17 protein-coding genes and 1 riboswitch are annotated in these 16,381 nt (G+C 71.0%); of the genes, 3 read left to right on the forward strand and 14 right to left on the reverse strand.

All coding sequences use genetic code 11. The features are described from left to right. Positions 1-13 precede the first annotated feature (13 nt). The 5 genes from JMV16_RS18860 to JMV16_RS18880 form a co-directional block, all read right to left on the reverse strand. Positions 14-1,255, reverse strand: a complete 1,242-nt coding sequence (locus tag JMV16_RS18860; protein WP_201495837.1) for a multifunctional CCA addition/repair protein — start codon at positions 1,253-1,255, stop codon at positions 14-16. Further along, positions 1,252-1,932 (reverse strand): glutathione S-transferase family protein, encoded by a 681-nt coding sequence (locus JMV16_RS18865; RefSeq protein ID WP_201495838.1) that lies wholly within the window; start codon positions 1,930-1,932, stop codon positions 1,252-1,254. The genes JMV16_RS18860 and JMV16_RS18865 overlap by 4 nt, the downstream gene beginning before the upstream one ends. Positions 1,933-2,034: 102 nt before the next feature. Next, positions 2,035-2,991, reverse strand: a complete 957-nt coding sequence (locus JMV16_RS18870) for a complex I NDUFA9 subunit family protein (RefSeq protein ID WP_201495839.1) — start codon at positions 2,989-2,991, stop codon at positions 2,035-2,037. Positions 2,992-2,999: 8 nt separating this feature from the next. After that, positions 3,000-5,024 (reverse strand): lytic transglycosylase domain-containing protein, encoded by a 2,025-nt coding sequence (locus JMV16_RS18875; RefSeq protein ID WP_201495840.1) that lies wholly within the window; start codon positions 5,022-5,024, stop codon positions 3,000-3,002. After that, on the reverse strand, positions 5,021-6,016 hold the full coding sequence (locus tag JMV16_RS18880) for a LysR substrate-binding domain-containing protein (protein WP_201495841.1): 996 nt from the start codon (positions 6,014-6,016) through the stop codon (positions 5,021-5,023). Before JMV16_RS18880 ends, JMV16_RS18875 begins: the two co-directional genes overlap by 4 nt. A 95-nt stretch (positions 6,017-6,111) precedes the next feature. Between JMV16_RS18880 and JMV16_RS18885 the strand changes: the two genes are divergently transcribed. Continuing rightward, entirely contained in the window at positions 6,112-6,486 is a 375-nt protein-coding gene (locus tag JMV16_RS18885; protein ID WP_201495842.1) for a DUF2917 domain-containing protein, read from the forward strand. On the opposite strand, the gene JMV16_RS18890 is transcribed toward JMV16_RS18885, so the two are convergent. Then, positions 6,404-6,823 (reverse strand): TfoX/Sxy family protein, encoded by a 420-nt coding sequence (locus JMV16_RS18890; RefSeq protein ID WP_201495843.1) that lies wholly within the window; start codon positions 6,821-6,823, stop codon positions 6,404-6,406. The two genes, JMV16_RS18885 and JMV16_RS18890, sit on opposite strands and share 83 nt — an antisense overlap. A 41-nt stretch (positions 6,824-6,864) precedes the next feature. Between JMV16_RS18890 and JMV16_RS18895 the strand changes: the two genes are divergently transcribed. Further along, on the forward strand, positions 6,865-7,458 hold the full coding sequence (locus tag JMV16_RS18895) for a 5-formyltetrahydrofolate cyclo-ligase (RefSeq protein ID WP_236580611.1): 594 nt from the start codon (positions 6,865-6,867) through the stop codon (positions 7,456-7,458). Between the two features lie 43 nt (positions 7,459-7,501). On the opposite strand, the gene JMV16_RS18900 is transcribed toward JMV16_RS18895, so the two are convergent. From JMV16_RS18900 to ahcY, 5 genes are all read right to left on the reverse strand, one after another. Continuing rightward, entirely contained in the window at positions 7,502-8,101 is a 600-nt protein-coding gene (locus JMV16_RS18900; protein WP_201495844.1) for an OmpW/AlkL family protein, read from the reverse strand. 133 nt (positions 8,102-8,234) lie between these two features. Continuing rightward, the gene (gene metF, locus JMV16_RS18905; RefSeq protein ID WP_201495845.1) at positions 8,235-9,068 is read right to left on the reverse strand and encodes a methylenetetrahydrofolate reductase [NAD(P)H]; all 834 of its coding nucleotides are present in this window, start codon (positions 9,066-9,068) and stop codon (positions 8,235-8,237) included. Positions 9,069-9,146: 78 nt separating this feature from the next. Then, a complete protein-coding gene (locus JMV16_RS18910) occupies positions 9,147-9,599 on the reverse strand; it encodes a type II toxin-antitoxin system VapC family toxin (protein ID WP_201495846.1) in 453 nt (150 codons plus the stop codon). After that, positions 9,599-9,898 carry a FitA-like ribbon-helix-helix domain-containing protein gene (locus JMV16_RS18915; protein ID WP_201495847.1) on the reverse strand — a complete coding sequence of 100 codons (300 nt, stop codon included), beginning with the start codon at positions 9,896-9,898 and terminating at the stop codon, positions 9,599-9,601. The genes JMV16_RS18910 and JMV16_RS18915 overlap by 1 nt, the downstream gene beginning before the upstream one ends. A gap of 90 nt (positions 9,899-9,988) precedes the next feature. After that, on the reverse strand, positions 9,989-11,422 hold the full coding sequence (ahcY, locus tag JMV16_RS18920) for an adenosylhomocysteinase (RefSeq protein ID WP_201495848.1): 1,434 nt from the start codon (positions 11,420-11,422) through the stop codon (positions 9,989-9,991). 77 nt (positions 11,423-11,499) lie between these two features. Continuing rightward, a riboswitch (S-adenosyl-L-homocysteine riboswitch) is annotated at positions 11,500-11,574 on the reverse strand. A gap of 112 nt (positions 11,575-11,686) precedes the next feature. Between ahcY and JMV16_RS18925 the strand changes: the two genes are divergently transcribed. Then, positions 11,687-12,493: an HAD-IIB family hydrolase gene (locus JMV16_RS18925; protein WP_201495849.1), complete on the forward strand. Its 807-nt coding sequence runs from the start codon at positions 11,687-11,689 to the stop codon at positions 12,491-12,493. Positions 12,494-12,510: 17 nt separating this feature from the next. Here JMV16_RS18925 and JMV16_RS18930 read toward each other — a convergent pair whose 3' ends face one another. The 3 genes from JMV16_RS18930 to JMV16_RS18940 all read right to left on the reverse strand — a co-directional run bounded on the left by JMV16_RS18930 (position 12,511) and on the right by JMV16_RS18940 (position 16,365). Next, positions 12,511-13,599, reverse strand: coding sequence for a DNA glycosylase AlkZ-like family protein (locus JMV16_RS18930; protein WP_201495850.1), 1,089 nt, complete (start codon positions 13,597-13,599; stop codon positions 12,511-12,513). 96 nt (positions 13,600-13,695) lie between these two features. After that, entirely contained in the window at positions 13,696-15,483 is a 1,788-nt protein-coding gene (locus tag JMV16_RS18935) for a S8 family peptidase (RefSeq protein ID WP_201495851.1), read from the reverse strand. A 405-nt stretch (positions 15,484-15,888) separates the two neighbouring features. After that, a complete protein-coding gene (locus JMV16_RS18940; RefSeq protein ID WP_201495852.1) occupies positions 15,889-16,365 on the reverse strand; it encodes a four-helix bundle copper-binding protein in 477 nt (158 codons plus the stop codon). Positions 16,366-16,381: the final 16 nt, after the last annotated feature.

Here is a 16,381-nt window from a genome sequence, read left to right on the forward strand (position 1 = left end):
ACGACCCCGTGACTCAGCGGCCGGAGTCCAGGTTCTTCAAGGCCTCGACCCGCGCCGCGTTTACCGCCCGCCCGATGGCCGGGCCTTCCTCGCCACGCGCCAGCGCCGCCTGCGCCGCCCCGGCCACATCGGCCGCCTGCGTCAGGCGCAGCGCCTCGGCCAGGCGCTCGCGCTGGGGGTAGGGCCGGTCTTGCAGTCCGGCGCGACCGCGGGCATCGCATTCGCAGGCCAGCAACATCTCGGCAAAGCGCTGCGGCCGGCGCCAGGCGTCGCAGCGTTCCAGCAGGCGCAGCAGCGCTGGTGCGCCCAGGCTGCCGCTGGCGTGTACGTTGCCATGCTCGCGCGCCACCACTTCGGCCAGTTCGCGGCAGTCGGTGGGCACGCGCAGGCGTTCGGCCAGGCTGCGCGCCAGTTTGGCGCTGCGCTGCTCGTGGCCCAGGTGGCGTGGCCATTGATCGGCCGGGGTCGTGCCCTTGCCGAGATCGTGTACCAGGCAGGCCCAGCGCGCCGCGAGCGGCGCCTGCAGGCGCGCGCAGCCGTCCAGCACCAGCATCAGGTGGGCGCCGGTGTCGATCTCCGGGTGATGCTCGGGGGGCTGGGGCACGCCCCAGAGGCGGTCGACCTCGGGCAGCAGCCGCGCCAGCGCGCCGCATTCGCGCAGCAGCTCGAACATGCGGCCGGGCCGCGCCGCCATCAACCCGCGTGACAACTCCTGCCACACGCGCTCGGGCACGAGGGCGTCGACCTCGCCATCGGCCACCATGCGGCGCAGCAGGGCCATGGTTTCGGGCGCGACCGTGAAGTCGAAGAAGCGCGCCGCCAGCCGCGCCAGGCGCAGCAGGCGCACCGGGTCTTCGACGAAGGCCTCGGACACATGGCGCAGCACGCGCGCCCCAAGGTCGCGCCGGCCGCCGTAGGGGTCGACCAGCGTGCCGTCCTCGGCCTGGGCGATGGCGTTGATGGTGAGGTCGCGCCGGGCCAGGTCCTGCTCCAGCGTCACCTCGGGCGCGGCGTGAAAGCTGAAGCCGTGGTAGCCGGGCGCGGTCTTGCGCTCGGTGCGCGCCAGCGCCACTTCCTCGCCCGTGGCGGGGTCGATGAAGACCGGGAAATCCTTGCCCACCGGGCGCAGGCCCTGGGCGATCAGATCCTCGGGCGTGGCGCCGACGACGACCCAGTCACGGTCGGCCGCCGGCAGGCCCAGCAGCGCGTCGCGCACCGCGCCACCGACGATGTAGCGGCGCGGGCCTGCTGTCATCGGTGCTTGCGGTAGGGTTCGTCCTCGGCGATGAAGTCACCCTCTTCCAGCGCATCGGCCACCCAGGCCTTGACGCCGGGCGCGGTGGCGACGCGGGCGATGTAGTCGTAGACCGAGTGCGTCATCGGCAGCGCATAGGTGCGCAGCCTCATGCACACCGGGGCATACATCGCATCGGCGGCGCAGAACTCGCCGAAGAGGAAGGGGCCGCGGCTTTCCTTGAGCGCCTCGACCCAGGCCAGCTCGATGCGCGTCACGTCGTCGCGCACGCCCTGCTGCTCGGCCCAGATCTTCTTGCCGATGTCGGGCAGCGCCGCCTCGATGTTCATCGGGCAGTGATTGCGCAGCGCGTTGAAGCCGGCATGCATCTCGGCGGCCAGGCTGCGGGCGCGGGCGCGCAGGCGCATGTCCTCGGGCCAGATGCCGCGGCCAGGAAATTTGTCGTGCAGGTACTCGATGATGGCCAGTGTGTCCCAGACGGCGAAGTCGTCGTCCAGCAGCACCGGCACGCGGCCGGCGGGCGTGAAATGCGCCAGCTCGCGCTTGAAGGCCGAGTGCGGCGTCAGCTCCAGGCGCAGCTTGTGTTCCTCGAAGGGCAGGCCCAGCTGCTTCATCAGCACCCAGGGCCGCATCGACCACGACGAGTAGTTCTTGTTGCCTATCACCAGTTGCATCACAGCGTCCTCACAACTCAGGTCTTGATGCTACGGGCGCCAGCCGGTGGCGGCACTGCGAACATCTGATCAAGCTCATGGCGGGGCGGAATACCGCCGCGCCGCTCAGTCGCGTCCGGCGCAACGGCGCCAGCGGTCCAGCCGCGCCAGCCCCGAGACGCCACCCAGATAAGCCGGCGCCACCGCGTCCAGCGCCGCGGCCGTGATGCCCAGCGCCTCCAGCCCCGGCAACTGGCCGCTGGCGACATTGGGCACCTGCATCGAATCGAGGTTGTCGCGCGACATCGGCGGCGTGCCGGGCAGCATCTCCATCAGCCCGGCCTGCAGCCGCCCGGCCCACATCGGCAGCGTGAGCTGAGGCCGTTCGTGGCCCGACCACAGGCCCGCCAGGCGCACCAGTTCGGCCAGCGTGCAGACCTCGGGGCCGGCGCATTCATAGGTTTTGCCGACGGTGTCGTCGCGGTCCAGGCAGCGCACGATGGCCGTGGCCACGTCTTCCACCCACACCGGCTGGAAGCGCGTGCCGCGGCCGGCCAGCGGCAGCAGCGGCGCCAGCGCCTGCAGGTCGGCAAAGAGGTTGAGGAAGCGGTCTTCGGCCCCGAAGATGACTGAAGGCCGCAGGATGGTGAGATCCAGCCCGGCGGTGACGAGCGCGGCCTCGCCGGCGGCCTTGCTGCGCAGGTAGTTGGAAGGTGCGCCAGCGCCCACGCCCAGCGCGCTGACATGCACCACCCGCCGCACGCCCTGGGCTTGGCAGGCCCGCGCCAGGCGCTGCGGCAGCGCGACGTGGACATGCTGGAAATCGGCCGCGCTGCCGTGCAGGATGGCGACCAGGTTGACCACCGCATCGGCGCCTGCCACCGCACGCGCCAGCGCGGCGTCGTCGTGTACGTTGAGCGCCATCAGCTCCACCGTGGGCAGCGACTGCAGGCGCTGGCCGTGGGCGAGGCGGCGCGTGGGCACCAGGATGCGGCCATTGCCCTGGCCGCGTTCGACCAGGCGGTTGCAGACGGCGCGGCCGACGAAGCCGGTGCCGCCAAGGACGAGGATGCGTTGGAACATGGGGCCCTTCAGGGGAGGTCGGCGTCGGGCGCGGGCGCGGCTGCGTTGCGCGGGCCTATGGTGGTGCCCAGCCAGGACTTGAGCGTGGGCGCGGGCTTGCTGCCCAGGCGTGCGGCGTACTCGGCGGCATTGGCCAGCACCTTCTTGACGTAGTCGCGCGTCTCGTTGAAGGGGATGTTCTCGACCCAGGCCGCGGCCTCGACCGCACCGCCTTCGCGCCAGCGCCGCACGCGGCCGGGGCCGGCGTTGTAGGCCGCCGCGGCCATGGGCAAAGAGCCGTCGAAGCTGTCGAGCACGCGCCGCAGGTAGGCGCTGCCGAGCTGCAGGTTGATGTCGCGGTCGGCGATCTGCCCGGGGCGGTAGTCGACGCCGATCTTGCGCGCCGTCCACTTGGCCGTGGCCGGCATCAGCTGCATCAGGCCGCTGGCGCCGACGCTGGAGCGCGCGTCGGCGATGAAGCGCGATTCCTGGCGAATGAGGCCGTAGACGACGGCTGGGTCCAGCCCGGCGGTGCCGGCGGCGGCGGCGACCTGTTCGCGCCAGGGCAGGGGGTAGCGCAGCGCCGCGTCGATCTCGCCGCGTGCGCGCTCGCTGGCGTGGATGCAGCGATCCCAGACCTCGCGCTGGCAGGCCCATTGCGCGGCGGCCAGCAGTTCGCGGTCACCCAGGCCGCGCAGCGAGTAGTTCCACTCGCGCACGCCCTCGCTGCGCAGGCCGATGTCGATGAGCCTGAGCGCGCGCTGCAGGCCGGCGTGGCCGCGCGCCAGCTCGCGCTCTTCGGCGCTGGGCGGTGGCGGTGGCGGCGCCGATGCCACGCGCTGGCCCAGTTCCTCGGCCGCCAGGCGCGGGTAGTAGCCGTGGCTGTCGGCCAGGGACTCGAGCGCGGCGCGCGCCGTGGCGCGGTCGGCCTCGCCCTCGGCGCCGGGCCGGGCCAGCGCCAGGTGGGCGCGTGCGCGCCAGTAGACCCAGGCCGGGTCGCGCTGCTCGGCCGCGCTCATGGCTTCGACGGCGCGGTGTACCAGCTGCCAGCGTTGGCGCTCGGCGGCTGGCTGGCGCAACGCGGCGCGCACCTGCCAGGCCAGCAGATCGTCACTCCAGGGCGGCGGTGTGGCGGCGGCGCCACCTGCCGAGGCTTCCCAGGCCTGCCAGGCGCGGCGCCCCCAGCCGGCGGCCTGGGGCAGCTGCTTGATGGCTGCCTGCTTGGCCGTGTGGGCCCAGGCGCTGGCCGCCAGCGCCGGCCGCAAGCGCTGGGCCCAGCCGCCATCAAGCTGGGTGGCCGCCTGTTCGGCGTCCACCGCGGCCAGGCGCATCAGCGCCAGCAGTTCCAGCTCCTGCCCAGCCGCCGCGGCCGAGCCCGGCCGCCTGGCGAGAAAGCGGGCCGGGTTGTCGTAGAGGTCGGCCGCGGCCTTTTCAGTGCCGGGGCCGATCAGCGCGGTGGCGGCGCGCAGGGCGCGCGGCCTGGCGGCTTCCAGCGAGAGGCGGGCCTTCTGCCAGGCATCGTCGGCGACCAGCGCGCCGGCCGCGAACAGCGTGGCCGCCATCGTGGTGCAACCCTCGTCCGGATCGCGCTGGGTGTGCCAGGCCTTGCGCGCCGCCGCGCCCACGTCCTGGCCCGCCAGGTGCTGGGCGAGCAGGACGTAGCAGACGACCTCGCGGTCGTCGTTCATGCGAAAACGCGGGTATTCGGCCAGCAGATGGGGCCAGTCGCGGCGGCGGCCCAGTTCCAGCAGCCAGTCGTTGCGCAGCCTGTCCTCGACATAGCTGCCTGGCCAGCGCGCCGCGAAGGCCTCGAACTCGGCCTGCTGGGCCGTGTCGAGGCGGTTGAGCAACTCCCAGTAGTCGGCCCAGGGCGCGAGCGGGTGGCCGGCGCCCAGCAGGGCCTGGCGCGCGCCGGCAAGCTGGGCGCGGTCTTTCTTGCGCAGCGCATCGCGCGCCTGCAGCACCGTGTCGTCGCCCGCGTCGGCACGCGCGGCCTGCGGCGCCGCCAGGGCCATTGCCAGCGACAGGCAGAGGATTCCGGTCACCGTTCTCATGGGCTGAATTTATCAGTTGAGGAGTTTTGTGCCGGGGCCGTGGCCTCGCCGCCGGGGGCGGCGTGCAGTGCGTCGCGCGTGGCTGCCGCCTGCTCCAGCAGCCAGGCCTCGAAGGCCGCGAGTGCAGGGCGCCCCTGACGCACCGGCCAGCGCACCAGCCAGTAGGCAAAGGGCGAGCTCAGGCGGCCGGCGGCGCCGAAGGGCTCGACCAGTTCGCCGCGTTCCAGCGCGTCGCGCGTCAGCGCCAGGCGGGCCAGCGCCACGCCCTGGCCCGCAATGGCCGCCTGAATGCGCTGGTAGGTGAAGTTCAGGCTGATCCAGCTGCGCGGCTCCAGCCCGGCCGGTGCATGGCGGCGCAGCCAGTAGTGCCAGCTCACGAATTCGGCGCTGGGCTTGTGGTCGTCCTCCTCCAGCAGGGTGTGGCGGGCGAGGTCGGTGGCGCCGTGCAGCGGCAGGCGCTGCAGCAGCGCCGGGCTGGCCACCGGCGTCAGCACCTCGCCGAAAAGCCGCACGGCGCCGGCCGGCGCGTCGTCGGGGTGGCAATGCCGCAGCGCAAGGTCGATGTCGGGCTCGTCGAAGGCCGCGAAGGCGTCGTCGGCCGAGATGCGGATGTCCAGCTGCGGGTGCTCGGCCTGGAAGGCCGGCAGGCGCGGCAGCAGCCACATCGAGGCAAAGGAGGCAAAGGTGCTCACCCCCACCGGCTGGCGGCGCTGGCTGCTGCGCAACTGGCGCACGGTGGTGTCGAGCTGGCCCAGCAGCGGCGCCACGCTGCGCAGCAGCTGGCCGCCGGCGGCGGTGAGCTCGACATGGCGGGTGCCACGCAGGAAGAGCGCGAGGCCGATCTCGTCTTCCAGGCCACGGATCTGGCGGCTGATGGCGGGCTGGGAAAGGTGAAGCTCGGCCGCCGCGGCGCTGAAGCTGGTGCGCCGCGCCACCGCCTCGAAGGCCCGCAGCGAGCCCACGGCGAGCGGGCGGTGGCGTGGCGTATTCATAACGAGCGATTATCAATCCAGGCCGCGGAACTGATTGGACGATGTGGCCTTCGCCCCCGATCATTCTTCCCGTACCCATCGTTTTCGGAGGCCCCATGAGCCACTCCTCATCCATGATCGAAGTGCATCAAAACGGCGCCCCCTTCGGATGGACGCTGGGCCCGGCACAGGCGCTCACGCTGGCCGCCGCGGCGCAGCCGCGCGGCCTGTGGGTCCACGAGGGCCGGGTCTGGCTGACGCGCGGCCGGGGCAGTGCGCCGGCCGAGGACTTCTGGCTCGAGGCGGGCCAGGGCCTGGCGCTGGAAGCCGGCAGCCACTGGGTGGCCGAGGCCTGGCCGCAGGCGCGGCTGAGCGTGCTGGAGGCGCCGCCGCAGCCGCCCCGGCCGGTCAGGCCGGGCCTTTTCGTCCGGGTGGGCGCCTGGCTGGGCGCTTTGCTGCCGCGGCCGCAGGCGGCTTCGGTCTGCGCTTGACGCCGGTGGCGCGGTGGGCGAGCGCCGCCTGCAGCGCCAGTCGCGCCCAGGGTTCCATCAGTGCCGGCGCGTCCAGGGCCTCGTCGGGCGCGGTGTAGTAGCTCACCGTCACTGCCTTGCCCTGGGTCTGGTGGTAGACGAAGGGCGTGCAACCGGCGGCCTCGAAGCGCGCCCGCGTGCTGCCGTCGGTCTTGAGGTAGAGGCGTTCTTCGATGATCAGCGCGAGGAAGATCTCGTCGACGTAGAGGCCCCAGCCGCCGAACATGCGGCGGCTGCGCACCGCACCCAGGGGCGCCAGCAGTTCCTGGCAGTGGCTGAGAAATTGCGGTGCGGCCATGGCGCGACAATAGCGCTTTCGCCGTGAAAGCGCCCCCGGCCATGTCGTACCAGATGCCGTCCTTTGAACCTTCGCGCGACAAGAAGACGCTGCGCCGCCAGTTGCAGGCCGAGCGCCAGACGCTGATCGACCGCCACCAGCGCGCCATGCACCTGCAGGAGGTGCTGCGCGTCTTCCTGGTGGGCCGCAGCGAGTCCGCGGTGGGGGCCTACTGGCCGATCAAGGGCGAGTTCGATGCGCTGCCGGCGCTCTACCGCTGGGCCGAGGCCGATGAAGAGCGCTGCATAGGCCTGCCGGTGATGGACAAGATCACCAAGCGCCTGAGCTTCCAGATGTGGTTTCCGGGCTGCGAGATGGAAGAAGATGCCTACGGCATCCCCAAGCCCAAGGACACGCCGTCCTTCGAGCCGACGCTGCTGCTGGTGCCCTGCGTCGGCTACGGCCCGGGCGGCCTGCGCCTGGGCTATGGCGGCGGCTTCTATGACCGCACGCTGGCCTCGCTGCAGCCGCGGCCCTACACGGTGGGCCTGGCCTATGCCAACGGCTTCGTGCCCTGGCTGGCGCCCGAGCCGCACGACGTGCCGCTGGACGCCATGCTCAGCGACGAGGGCCTGGTCTGGCAGGCCCAGCCCTGACGGGGCCGGGCCGTTTTGACCCGCTCGCGGCGGGCCTGCAGCGTCAGAACTTGTAGCCGACGCCGACGCCGAAGAGGATCGGGTCGACCTTGATGGTGCCCAGGCTCGTGCCGTTGAGCATCAGGTCGGTGCGGATCTGGACCTTCTTGATGTCGACGTTCAGCGACCAGGCGCCGCCCAGGGCGACGTCGAAGCCGGCGCCCAGCGCCAGGCCCACGCTGCTCTTGTCGATGGTGAAGCCCGCGGGCAGGTCGACGTCGGAGAAGAAGGTGAAGTTGAGGCCGGCGCCGAGATAGGGCTTGAAGGCGCCCATCTTCGCGAAGTGGTACTGCGCCGACAGCGTCGGCGGCAGGTGCTTGAGGGTGCCGATCTTGCCGCCATGGGCGGTGGACCGAACGTCGTGCTTCTGCGGAATCGTCAGCACCAGCTCGGCGGCCAGGTTGGGGCTGAAGTAGTAGGTGAAGTCGACTTCGGGGATCACCTTGCTGTTGACGGTGACGTCGGTGATGGCAATCGTGTCCTTGTCGGCCGGATCGAGGTTGATCGCGCGCACGCGGGCCACGATGTCACCCGCTGCCTGGCTGTAGGCCGCCGGGGCCACAGCGGCCAGGGCGAGCGCGACAAGTCCGAAAACATGCTTCATGAAGATCTCCGTATCAATCGTTGAGGCTTGGTTGCCACGAACGATTGAACGCCGATCATTTGCCTTTAGGGGTTAACCCTCTTAATGTTTGATGCGGCGCAACACCGGCGCTTGCGGCTGTTGCCGGCGTGCATCAGGCCAGGCCGAGGCGGCGGCAGACCTCGAGCGAAAGCGCGCTCTGGTTGAGGGTGTAGAAGTGGATGCCGGGTGCGCCGCCGGCGCGAAGGCGCTCGCACAGCCGCGCCACCACCTCGATGCCGAAGGCTCGCACCGAGGCCGCGTCGTCCAGGTAGCCCTCCATCTTGAGCGCCACCCAGCGCGGGATCTCGATGCCGTCGCGGGCGGCGAAAGTGGCGATCTTGGCGTAGTTGTGGATGGGCATGATGCCCGGCACGATGGGCACCGTGACGCCGAGTGCGCGCACCTCGTCGACGAAGTGGAAGTAGGCGTCGGGGTTGAAGAAGAACTGCGTGATGGCCGAATCGGCGCCGGCCTTGACCTTGGCTGCGAAGTGCTCGAGATCGCGCCGCGCATAGCGCTGCTGGGGGTGGTATTCGGGGTAGGCGGCGACCTCGATGTGCCAGTCGCTGCCCTGGCTGCGGCGGATGTAGGCGATGAGGTCGGCGGCATAGCGGAACTCGCCCGCGGTGGCGGTGCCGCTGGGCAGGTCGCCACGCAGCGCCACCAGGCGGCGTATGCCCTGGGCGCGGTAGGTGTCCAGGATCTCGGCGATACCGTCCTCGGTGCTGCCCACGCAGGACAGATGGGGTGCGGCATCAAAGCCTTGCGCGGCGATGTCCCGCACGGTGGCCAGGGTCTTGTCGCGCGTGGAGCCACCGGCGCCGTAGGTGACGCTGAAGAACTCGGGCTTCACCGCGGCCAGCTCTTGCACGACGGCCTTGAGCTTGTCGGCACCGACAGGGGTGTTGGGGGGGAAGAACTCGAAGCTGATGGGAAAGGTGTTCATGGCGTCATGGCCGTCGCGGACGCGGCCGGCAAGGGGTTCAGGGGGCAATGGGCGGAGGGTGTGACCGGGGGAGGCGGCTCAATCCGGGGCAGCGAGATGGCGCCGGGCGGCGTCGGCCAGACGCTGGTCGAAGGTCAGCAGCGGTGCGCGCAACTCGGCCGCCAGACACAGGTAGGCTGCGTCATAGGCCGACAAAGACAGGCGTTGCGCGACGTCGAACAGCCGCGCCGGATCGATGTCGTGCAACACCAGCTTCTGCTCGGCAAACGCTTCCAGCGCGGCCCGCGCAACTGCGGCCGGTACGCCGGATCGCACCTTGTTGCGGGCCACATTGGCCAGTTCGTAGCGCAGCAGGCCCGGGGCGTGAAGGCTGCGGTCCTGCAGTTGCGCCCGCGCCTGCGCCGCAGCGGGCTCAGCCCATAGCACGGCACTGAGAACGCTGCAGTCCACCACCACGGGCGGGCGTTCAGTCCAGGCGGGGGCCGGTTCAGCCAGGTACAGCATCCGCTGTGCGGCATCCTTTGCGTGCATCACCGTGAGTCGCGGTCGGCGCGGATGATGTCGACGCCCAGGGGCGCACGCGCCAGGGAGGGATCGGGCTGCCAGCCCGCGGCCTCGCGTTCGGCCATCAACTGTTCGATGGTCTTCCAGCCCTGCGTCCAGCTGCGCCCCGCTGCGGCAGCGGGCGCGGCTTCGGGTTGCCCCAAGGTCGCCTGCTCGACGATGGCCATCAATTCGCCCTGCAGCGAGCGGTGATTGCGGGCCGCGCGCTGGCGCAGCTTGTCGGCCAGTTCGTCGGGCACGTCCTTGATCGACAGATTGACAGCCATATCGCCTCCAGAATGGAACCCTGGCTCCATTCTGGAGCTGAAGTGCGGCCGGATCAACCTGCGCAGGCTGTCCGGCCGCATGCGCTGGCTTCAGTACCGGTAGCTGTCGGGCTTGTAAGGTCCCTGCTTGGACACGCCGATGTAGGCGGCCTGCTTGTCGGTCAGCTCCGACAGCACGGCGCCAACCTTCTTCAGGTGGAGGCGGGCCACCTTCTCGTCCAGGTGCTTGGGCAGCACATAGACCTGGCCCACCGTGTAGTGCTCGCTGCGCGTGTACAGCTCGATCTGGGCGATGGTCTGGTTGGCGAAGCTCGAGCTCATCACGAAGCTCGGGTGGCCGGTGCCGCAGCCCAGGTTCACCAGGCGGCCCTTGGCGAGCAGGATGATGCGCTTGCCGTCGGGGAAGATCACATGGTCGACCTGGGGCTTGATCTCTTCCCAGGTGCAGTCTGCCAGCGCGGCAACGTCGATCTCGTTGTCGAAGTGGCCGATGTTGCAGACGATGGCCTGGTCCTTCATGGCCGCCATGTGCTCGCGCGTGATGACGCTGGTGTTGCCGGTGGCCGAGACGAAGATGTCGGCCTTGTCGGCGGCGTACTCCATCGTCACGACCTTGTAGCCTTCCATCGCCGCCTGCAGCGCGTTGATGGGGTCGATCTCGGTCACCCACACCTGGGCCGAGAGCGCGCGCAGGGCCTGGGCGCTGCCCTTGCCCACGTCGCCATAGCCGGCCACCAGGGCCACCTTGCCGGCCACCATCACGTCGGTGGCGCGCTTGATGGCGTCAACCAGGCTTTCGCGGCAGCCGTAGAGGTTGTCGAACTTGCTCTTCGTGACGCTGTCATTGACGTTGATGGCGCGGAACAGCAGCGTGCCCTTGGCCGACATCTCCTTGAGGCGATGGACGCCGGTGGTGGTCTCTTCGGTGACGCCCATGATCTGCGCGCTCTTGCGCGTGTACCAGCTGCCGTCCACCGCGAGCTTGGCCTTGATGGCGGCGAAGAGCAGCACCTCTTCTTCGCTGCCCGGGTTGGCCAGCACCGACAAATCCTTCTCGGCGCGCTGGCCCAGGTGCATCAGCAGCGTGGCGTCGCCGCCATCGTCGAGGATCATGTTCGGGCCTTCGCCGGCCGTGCCCTTGGCGCCGAATTCGAAGATGCGGTGGGTGTAGTCCCAGTAGTCGGCCAGCGTCTCGCCCTTGTAGGCGAAGACCGGCGTGCCCTTCACGGCCAGCGCGGCGGCGGCGTGGTCCTGCGTGCTGAAGATGTTGCACGAGGCCCAGCGCACCTGGGCGCCCAGGGCCTGCAGCGTCTCCACCAGCACGGCGGTCTGGATCGTCATGTGTAGGCTGCCGGTGATGCGCGCGCCCTTCAGCGGCTGGCTGGCGGCGAATTCCTCGCGGATCGCCATCAGGCCGGGCATCTCGGTCTCGGCGATCTTGATTTCCTTGCGGCCCCAGTCGGCCAGCGCCAGGTCGGCCACCACATGGGGGGCGTCGTGCAGGGGTTTGAGAACAGCGTTCATCGTCGGGCTCCAAGCGGTTGAGGAACCTGCGGCCGACGAGGGTGGGGATGATGGAAGCTCACCCACGAGACTCGTCGTGCAGGTGAGCGCGGTTGCAATGTAGAACCCCGAGCCTGGCCTTCTGGACGAAGGTTGCAACGCTCCTCGGGGCGAACCCGCATTCTAGCCTTGGGCCCCGCGAACGCGGGGGTGGCCGGGCTTCAGGCGGCGACGCCGGGCGTGAACTCCTGGGCAGGCCCGGGCGTCGCGGCGATATCCTCGGCCATGGCTGATCCCACCCGACCGCGCCCGCTGGCCGAACTGCCGGCCGCGGCGCGCGCCGCTGTCATCGGCGTGATGACCGACATCGACGACACGCTCACGCGCGACGGCGCCATCGAGCCGGCGGCGCTGCAGGCCTTGCATGAGCTGGCCGCCGCCGGCCTGCCGGTGCTGGCCATCACCGGCAGGCCGCTGGGCTGGAGCGAGCCCTTTGCGCGCGACTGGCCGGTGCGCGCCATCGTGGCCGAGAACGGCGCCGTGGCGTTGATCCGCGACGGCCGCAGCGTGCTCGTCGAATACGCCCAGGACGAGGCCACGCGCTCCGCCAATGCGCTGCGCCTGCGCGAGGTGGGGGCGCGCGTGCTGCGCGAAGTGCCCGGTGCCACGCTGGCGCGCGACAGCGCCGGCCGCGTCACCGACATCGCCATCGATCACAGCGAGTTCACGCAGCTGCCGGCACCGGCCGTGGCGCAGGCGTTGGCGTTGATGCAGGCTGCGGGCATGAACGCCACCGTCAGCTCCATCCACATCAACGGCTGGTTCGGCAGCCACAGCAAGTGGAGTGCGGCTGCCTGGATGACGCAGCGGCTGTTCGGCCGCGCGCTCGAGCCGGAAATTGCGCGCTGGGCCTATGTCGGTGACTCGACCAACGACCAGCCCCTGTTCGAGCGCTTTCCGCTCGCCGTGGGCGTGGCCAACCTGCGCCGCTTTGCCGCCGAACTGACGGTGTGGCCGGCCTGGATCACCGAGGGCGAGCGCGGCGCCGGCTTTGCCGAAATGGCGCGGGCGCTGCTGGTGGCGCGCGCCTGACCGCCCTCACTCCACCCTCACTCGCGCGGCTGCAGAAAGGCCGTCAGCAGCGCCAACTCTTCGTCCAGTGCCGCCTTGAAGGCGCTGCCGCGCGGCGGCTTGCCGGCGACATAGCCCAGGTCGGCGCTCAGGGCGCCATCGCGCCAGGCCAGGTTGGCCCAACCGATCACCTGCTCGTGCCACAGGAGCGGCAACGCGTAGTGGCCGCGCAGGCGCTTGGCCGCCGGCGTGTAGGCCTCGAAGCGGTAGGCCCAGCCCCAGAATGCCTCGAAGCGGCGGCGGTCCCAGACCACGGGGTCGAAGGGCGCGAGCAGGCGCACGCGCTCGGCCACCGCGTGGCGGCGACTGACCGGGTTCTCGCCCTCGGGCCAGTACCAGGTGATGCCGTCCACGCGCGCCGAGGGCAGGCACGCCTTGGCGCGCGCCAGCGCCGCGCGGCGGCCGGCCTCCCACTGCGGGGCGCCGCGCCTCAGGTACGAGGCCAGCTCCGACAGACTGCGCTCGGGCAGCGGCGCGTACTTGCGCACCGCCACTTCGAGCAGCGCGTCCAGCGCGGCGGCCGGGTCTTCGGCGGCCTCCTGGGCATCGCGCGCCGCGTACAGGCGCACGCCGCCCTCGCGCCGCGCGATGCGCAACAGGCCGCGGTAGTGCATGCCGTCCAGCAACTCGGTGCTGGCCTTGCTGCGGCCACCAAACCAGTTGCGTGTGTGGCCGTGCTGGAAGGCGGCGTCGACCTCGCGCGGATGCACCACGCCGTGCTCGCGCACGAATTCGAGCACCGCCTGCGCCTGCTGCCAGCGCGCCGCCGGCCACACGGTGCGCGGCGAGCGCGGGTGCATCAGTGCGTGGGTGGCTCGCGGCAGGAAGCCGTAGTTGACGAAGAAGTCTTCCTCGATGCCCAGCCGTGCATAGCGGCGCTCCAGGTCGCCAGCGCGGTACTCGGCCACGCGATGGCGCAACGTCAGATCCTGGGCGCGAGCCGGGGCGCGCAGGGGGTCGGCCTGCACAAAGCCCAGGCGGGCGATGGCGCGCGGCAGCGTGGTCGGGGTGAAGAGGCTGCGCGCGAGCGCGTGGCGGCGCAGGTCGGCGAGGGTGATCGGCTTCATGCAGCGATTGGACGCCATGCGGGCAAGCCAAGAAAAGACGCCGCCGGGGCTCATCACCCCGGCGGCGCCTGACCGTTCAGCGCAGGGCTGGTGGGCTTACTGCGACAGGCGCAGCTGGTAGTTGCCGGCGCCGCCGGAGAAGTAGCGCACGCGCACATAGACCGTGGCCGCGGTGGTGCCGCTGTTGCGCACCGAGGCGCTGTCCACCGCGCCCGTGCCCAGGGTGCTGCTGGCGATCTGGGTGCCGTTGGCGTTGTAGACGTAGAGGTCGTAGTCGGCCGTGGCCGGCGGCGTCAGCGCCGCCGCCAGCGTCTTGCCGGCGCCCAGGCTCACGCGGTAGTAGTCGTTGTCCGAGGTGGACGCGATGCGGCCGTTGACGGTGGCCGGGTTGGGCGTGATCAGCTGCGCCGCGCTGCGCGAGTTGTTGGGCTCGACCTCGGCCACCGTCGTGGTGGGCGGGGGCGGCGGCGGCGGGGGCGGCGGGTTGCCGGTGGCCGCGGCCACCGCGGCGGCGGCGTTCACGATGCCGGTGCCGCACTGCGAGCAGGTGGCGGGGAAGGGCCGCGCCGTGCTCTTGAGCAGACTCTCCACCTGGTCGGGCGTGAGCGCCGGGTTGGCCGCCAGCATCAGCGCCGCCACCGCCGAGACGTGCGGCGTCGCCATCGACGTGCCCTGGTAGTAGGCGTAGGTGTCGGCGCCCGGCACCGTGGTGCCGCTGTTGAGCGTCGAGAGGATGCCGTTGGGGTCGCCGGCCACCGTCATCTGGCCGCCGGGGGCGGCGACGTCGACGAGGGCGCCGAAGTTGGAATAGCTGGCCCTGCCGCCGGTGCGCGAGGTGGCCGCCACGGTAACCACGCCAGCGCAGCTGGCCGGCGAGAAGTTGGCTGCGTTGGCATTGCTGTTGCCCGCCGCCACCACCACCACGGTGCCGCGGCTGCGCGCGCTGTTGATGGCGTTCTGGGTGGTGACGTCGCAGGCGCCGCCGCCGCCCAGCGACAGGCTGATCACGCGCGCCGGCGTGGCGTTGGCGGCCAGGCCGGCCACGGTGCCGCCCGAGGCCCAGATGATGCCGTCGGCGATGTCGCTGGTGTAGCCGCCGCACTTGCCGAGCACGCGCACCGGCTGCACCTTGGCTCCAAAGGCCACGCCGGCCACGCCGGCGGCGTTGTTGGTGACGGCCGCGATGGTGCCGGCCACATGGGTGCCGTGCCAGCTGCTGCTGCTGGCGCCGCTGCCGGCGCCACATTCGCCAGCCACCGTCCAGTCGCCCGGATCGAGCGCGCTGGTGTCGCGGCCGTTGCCATCGTTGCTGACCGCCGTGTCGATGATCATGTCCATGCCGGCCACGATGTTGGCGGCGAGGTCGACGTGGGGGCGGTAGCCGGTGTCGAGCACCGCCACCACGACGCCGGTGCCGGTACTGGCGTCCCAGGCGGTGGGGGCGTTGAGGCCGCCGACGGCCTCGTAGTAGTGCCACTGGGCGAGGTAGCTCGGGTCATTCGGGGTCAGCTGGATCTGCATCAGCCGGTCGGGCTCGGCGTACTCCACATCGGGGTGGGCGGCGATCTGGCGTGCCAGCAGGGCGAGCTGGGCCTCGTCGACGCGGCGGTCGAGCTTCATCACATGGGCGCCGCGGGCGTCGCGTCGCAGCGGGTTCATCTGGAACCCGGCGCGGTTGACCTGGGCGTGCGCGTCGGACATGGTCTGCAGGTCGGCGCGCGCCTGTGCCGTGGTGCCATCGCGGTACTTGATGATCAGCCGGTCACTCTGGGCGCGCGCCCCGGCCTGGCCGAAGCCGGCACCGGAAGGGCCGGAACTGCCGGCCAGCGCAGCCGCCGGCAGACCGAAGGCGGCAATGGCCGCAGCGATGGAAGCGAGCCGCATGACTCGCGAAGTAGCGTGCAACATCGAAATCTCCAAACCCCTGGTGGAATGATGTGGGCCGGTGGGTGCAGAGTTCGTTCCGTCATCCCCGGCCTGCTCGAAGGCTGACGCCGCGGGTGTGCGGAGTCGCCGACGCGGGCTGATCTTGACGGCCCGCGGCGAGTTGCACAACCGAGGGCTTCCACCCTAGGGGGGAACGTATCCAGGCGGTCTCTCGCGGCTCCGCGCGGTCTAGCTCAGCCGCTAGCCCCGCGTGTTCAATTGCGCCAACCCAATCCACCGCCTTCCTGGCAGGCGCAGGACTTCATCCGCAAGTGGCCTCCCTGCGCCCCGGCCCATGGCCTGAACGGGCGCGCCGGTGCCCCGGCCTGATTCGTCGACCTCCGACGCCGAGGGGGAGGAAGATCAGGCCGCGATCTTGCGGCACTCGTCGGCGCATTCCTTGCAGGCATCGCCGCAGTCCACGCATTCCTTGTGCTTGTCCTGCTTGCGGCATTCCTTCTCGCAGGCGAGACAGGAATCCATCGCCAGCTTGGCCATGCGCGGCAGCAGCGGGGACTCTTGCGCTGCCAGCGAGCGCAGCGCGGTGCAGATCGCGATCAGTTCGTTGACCGACTTCGCGCAGGCGGCCATGCTCTTGTCGCCCTCGCCCAGCAGCACCAGGCAGTGCTGCAGGCAGACCTCGCCGGTCATCAGGCAGTGCGAGGCCGAGCGCATGAGCGCGGCGTGCTTGCCGCTGCCGTGGTGGGCACCGTGGTGGGCGTGCTCGCCCATGCCCTGGGCCGGCTTGGCCTCGGCCTTGGGCTTGACCTGGGCGCTGGCGGCAGTGGCGGTGGCGGCGGCCAGTGCGGCGGCGGCCTGGACGAGGTGACGGCGTTGCATCTCGGTACTCCTTGGA

This window comes from Rubrivivax sp. A210 (assembly GCF_904426505.1).
GTDB lineage: Bacteria > Pseudomonadota > Gammaproteobacteria > Burkholderiales > Burkholderiaceae_C > Rubrivivax.

Coding starts and splice junctions, on each gene's coding strand:
- JMV16_RS18910 (WP_201495846.1), bottom strand. CDS start 9,599: ATGCACGCAAAGGATGCCGCACAGCGGATGCTGTACCTGGCTGAACCG.
- JMV16_RS18860 (WP_201495837.1), bottom strand. CDS start 1,255: ATGACAGCAGGCCCGCGCCGCTACATCGTCGGTGGCGCGGTGCGCGAC.
- metF (WP_201495845.1), bottom strand. CDS start 9,068: ATGAACACCTTTCCCATCAGCTTCGAGTTCTTCCCCCCCAACACCCCT.
- JMV16_RS18880 (WP_201495841.1), bottom strand. CDS start 6,016: ATGAATACGCCACGCCACCGCCCGCTCGCCGTGGGCTCGCTGCGGGCC.
- JMV16_RS18915 (WP_201495847.1), bottom strand. CDS start 9,898: ATGGCTGTCAATCTGTCGATCAAGGACGTGCCCGACGAACTGGCCGAC.
- JMV16_RS18875 (WP_201495840.1), bottom strand. CDS start 5,024: ATGAGAACGGTGACCGGAATCCTCTGCCTGTCGCTGGCAATGGCCCTG.
- JMV16_RS18900 (WP_201495844.1), bottom strand. CDS start 8,101: ATGAAGCATGTTTTCGGACTTGTCGCGCTCGCCCTGGCCGCTGTGGCC.
- JMV16_RS18940 (WP_201495852.1), bottom strand. CDS start 16,365: ATGCAACGCCGTCACCTCGTCCAGGCCGCCGCCGCACTGGCCGCCGCC.
- JMV16_RS18925 (WP_201495849.1), top strand. CDS start 11,687: ATGGCTGATCCCACCCGACCGCGCCCGCTGGCCGAACTGCCGGCCGCG.
- ahcY (WP_201495848.1), bottom strand. CDS start 11,422: ATGAACGCTGTTCTCAAACCCCTGCACGACGCCCCCCATGTGGTGGCC.
- JMV16_RS18870 (WP_201495839.1), bottom strand. CDS start 2,991: ATGTTCCAACGCATCCTCGTCCTTGGCGGCACCGGCTTCGTCGGCCGC.
- JMV16_RS18890 (WP_201495843.1), bottom strand. CDS start 6,823: ATGGCCGCACCGCAATTTCTCAGCCACTGCCAGGAACTGCTGGCGCCC.
- JMV16_RS18935 (WP_201495851.1), bottom strand. CDS start 15,483: ATGCGGCTCGCTTCCATCGCTGCGGCCATTGCCGCCTTCGGTCTGCCG.
- JMV16_RS18930 (WP_201495850.1), bottom strand. CDS start 13,599: ATGAAGCCGATCACCCTCGCCGACCTGCGCCGCCACGCGCTCGCGCGC.
- JMV16_RS18895 (WP_236580611.1), top strand. CDS start 6,865: ATGTCGTACCAGATGCCGTCCTTTGAACCTTCGCGCGACAAGAAGACG.
- JMV16_RS18885 (WP_201495842.1), top strand. CDS start 6,112: ATGAGCCACTCCTCATCCATGATCGAAGTGCATCAAAACGGCGCCCCC.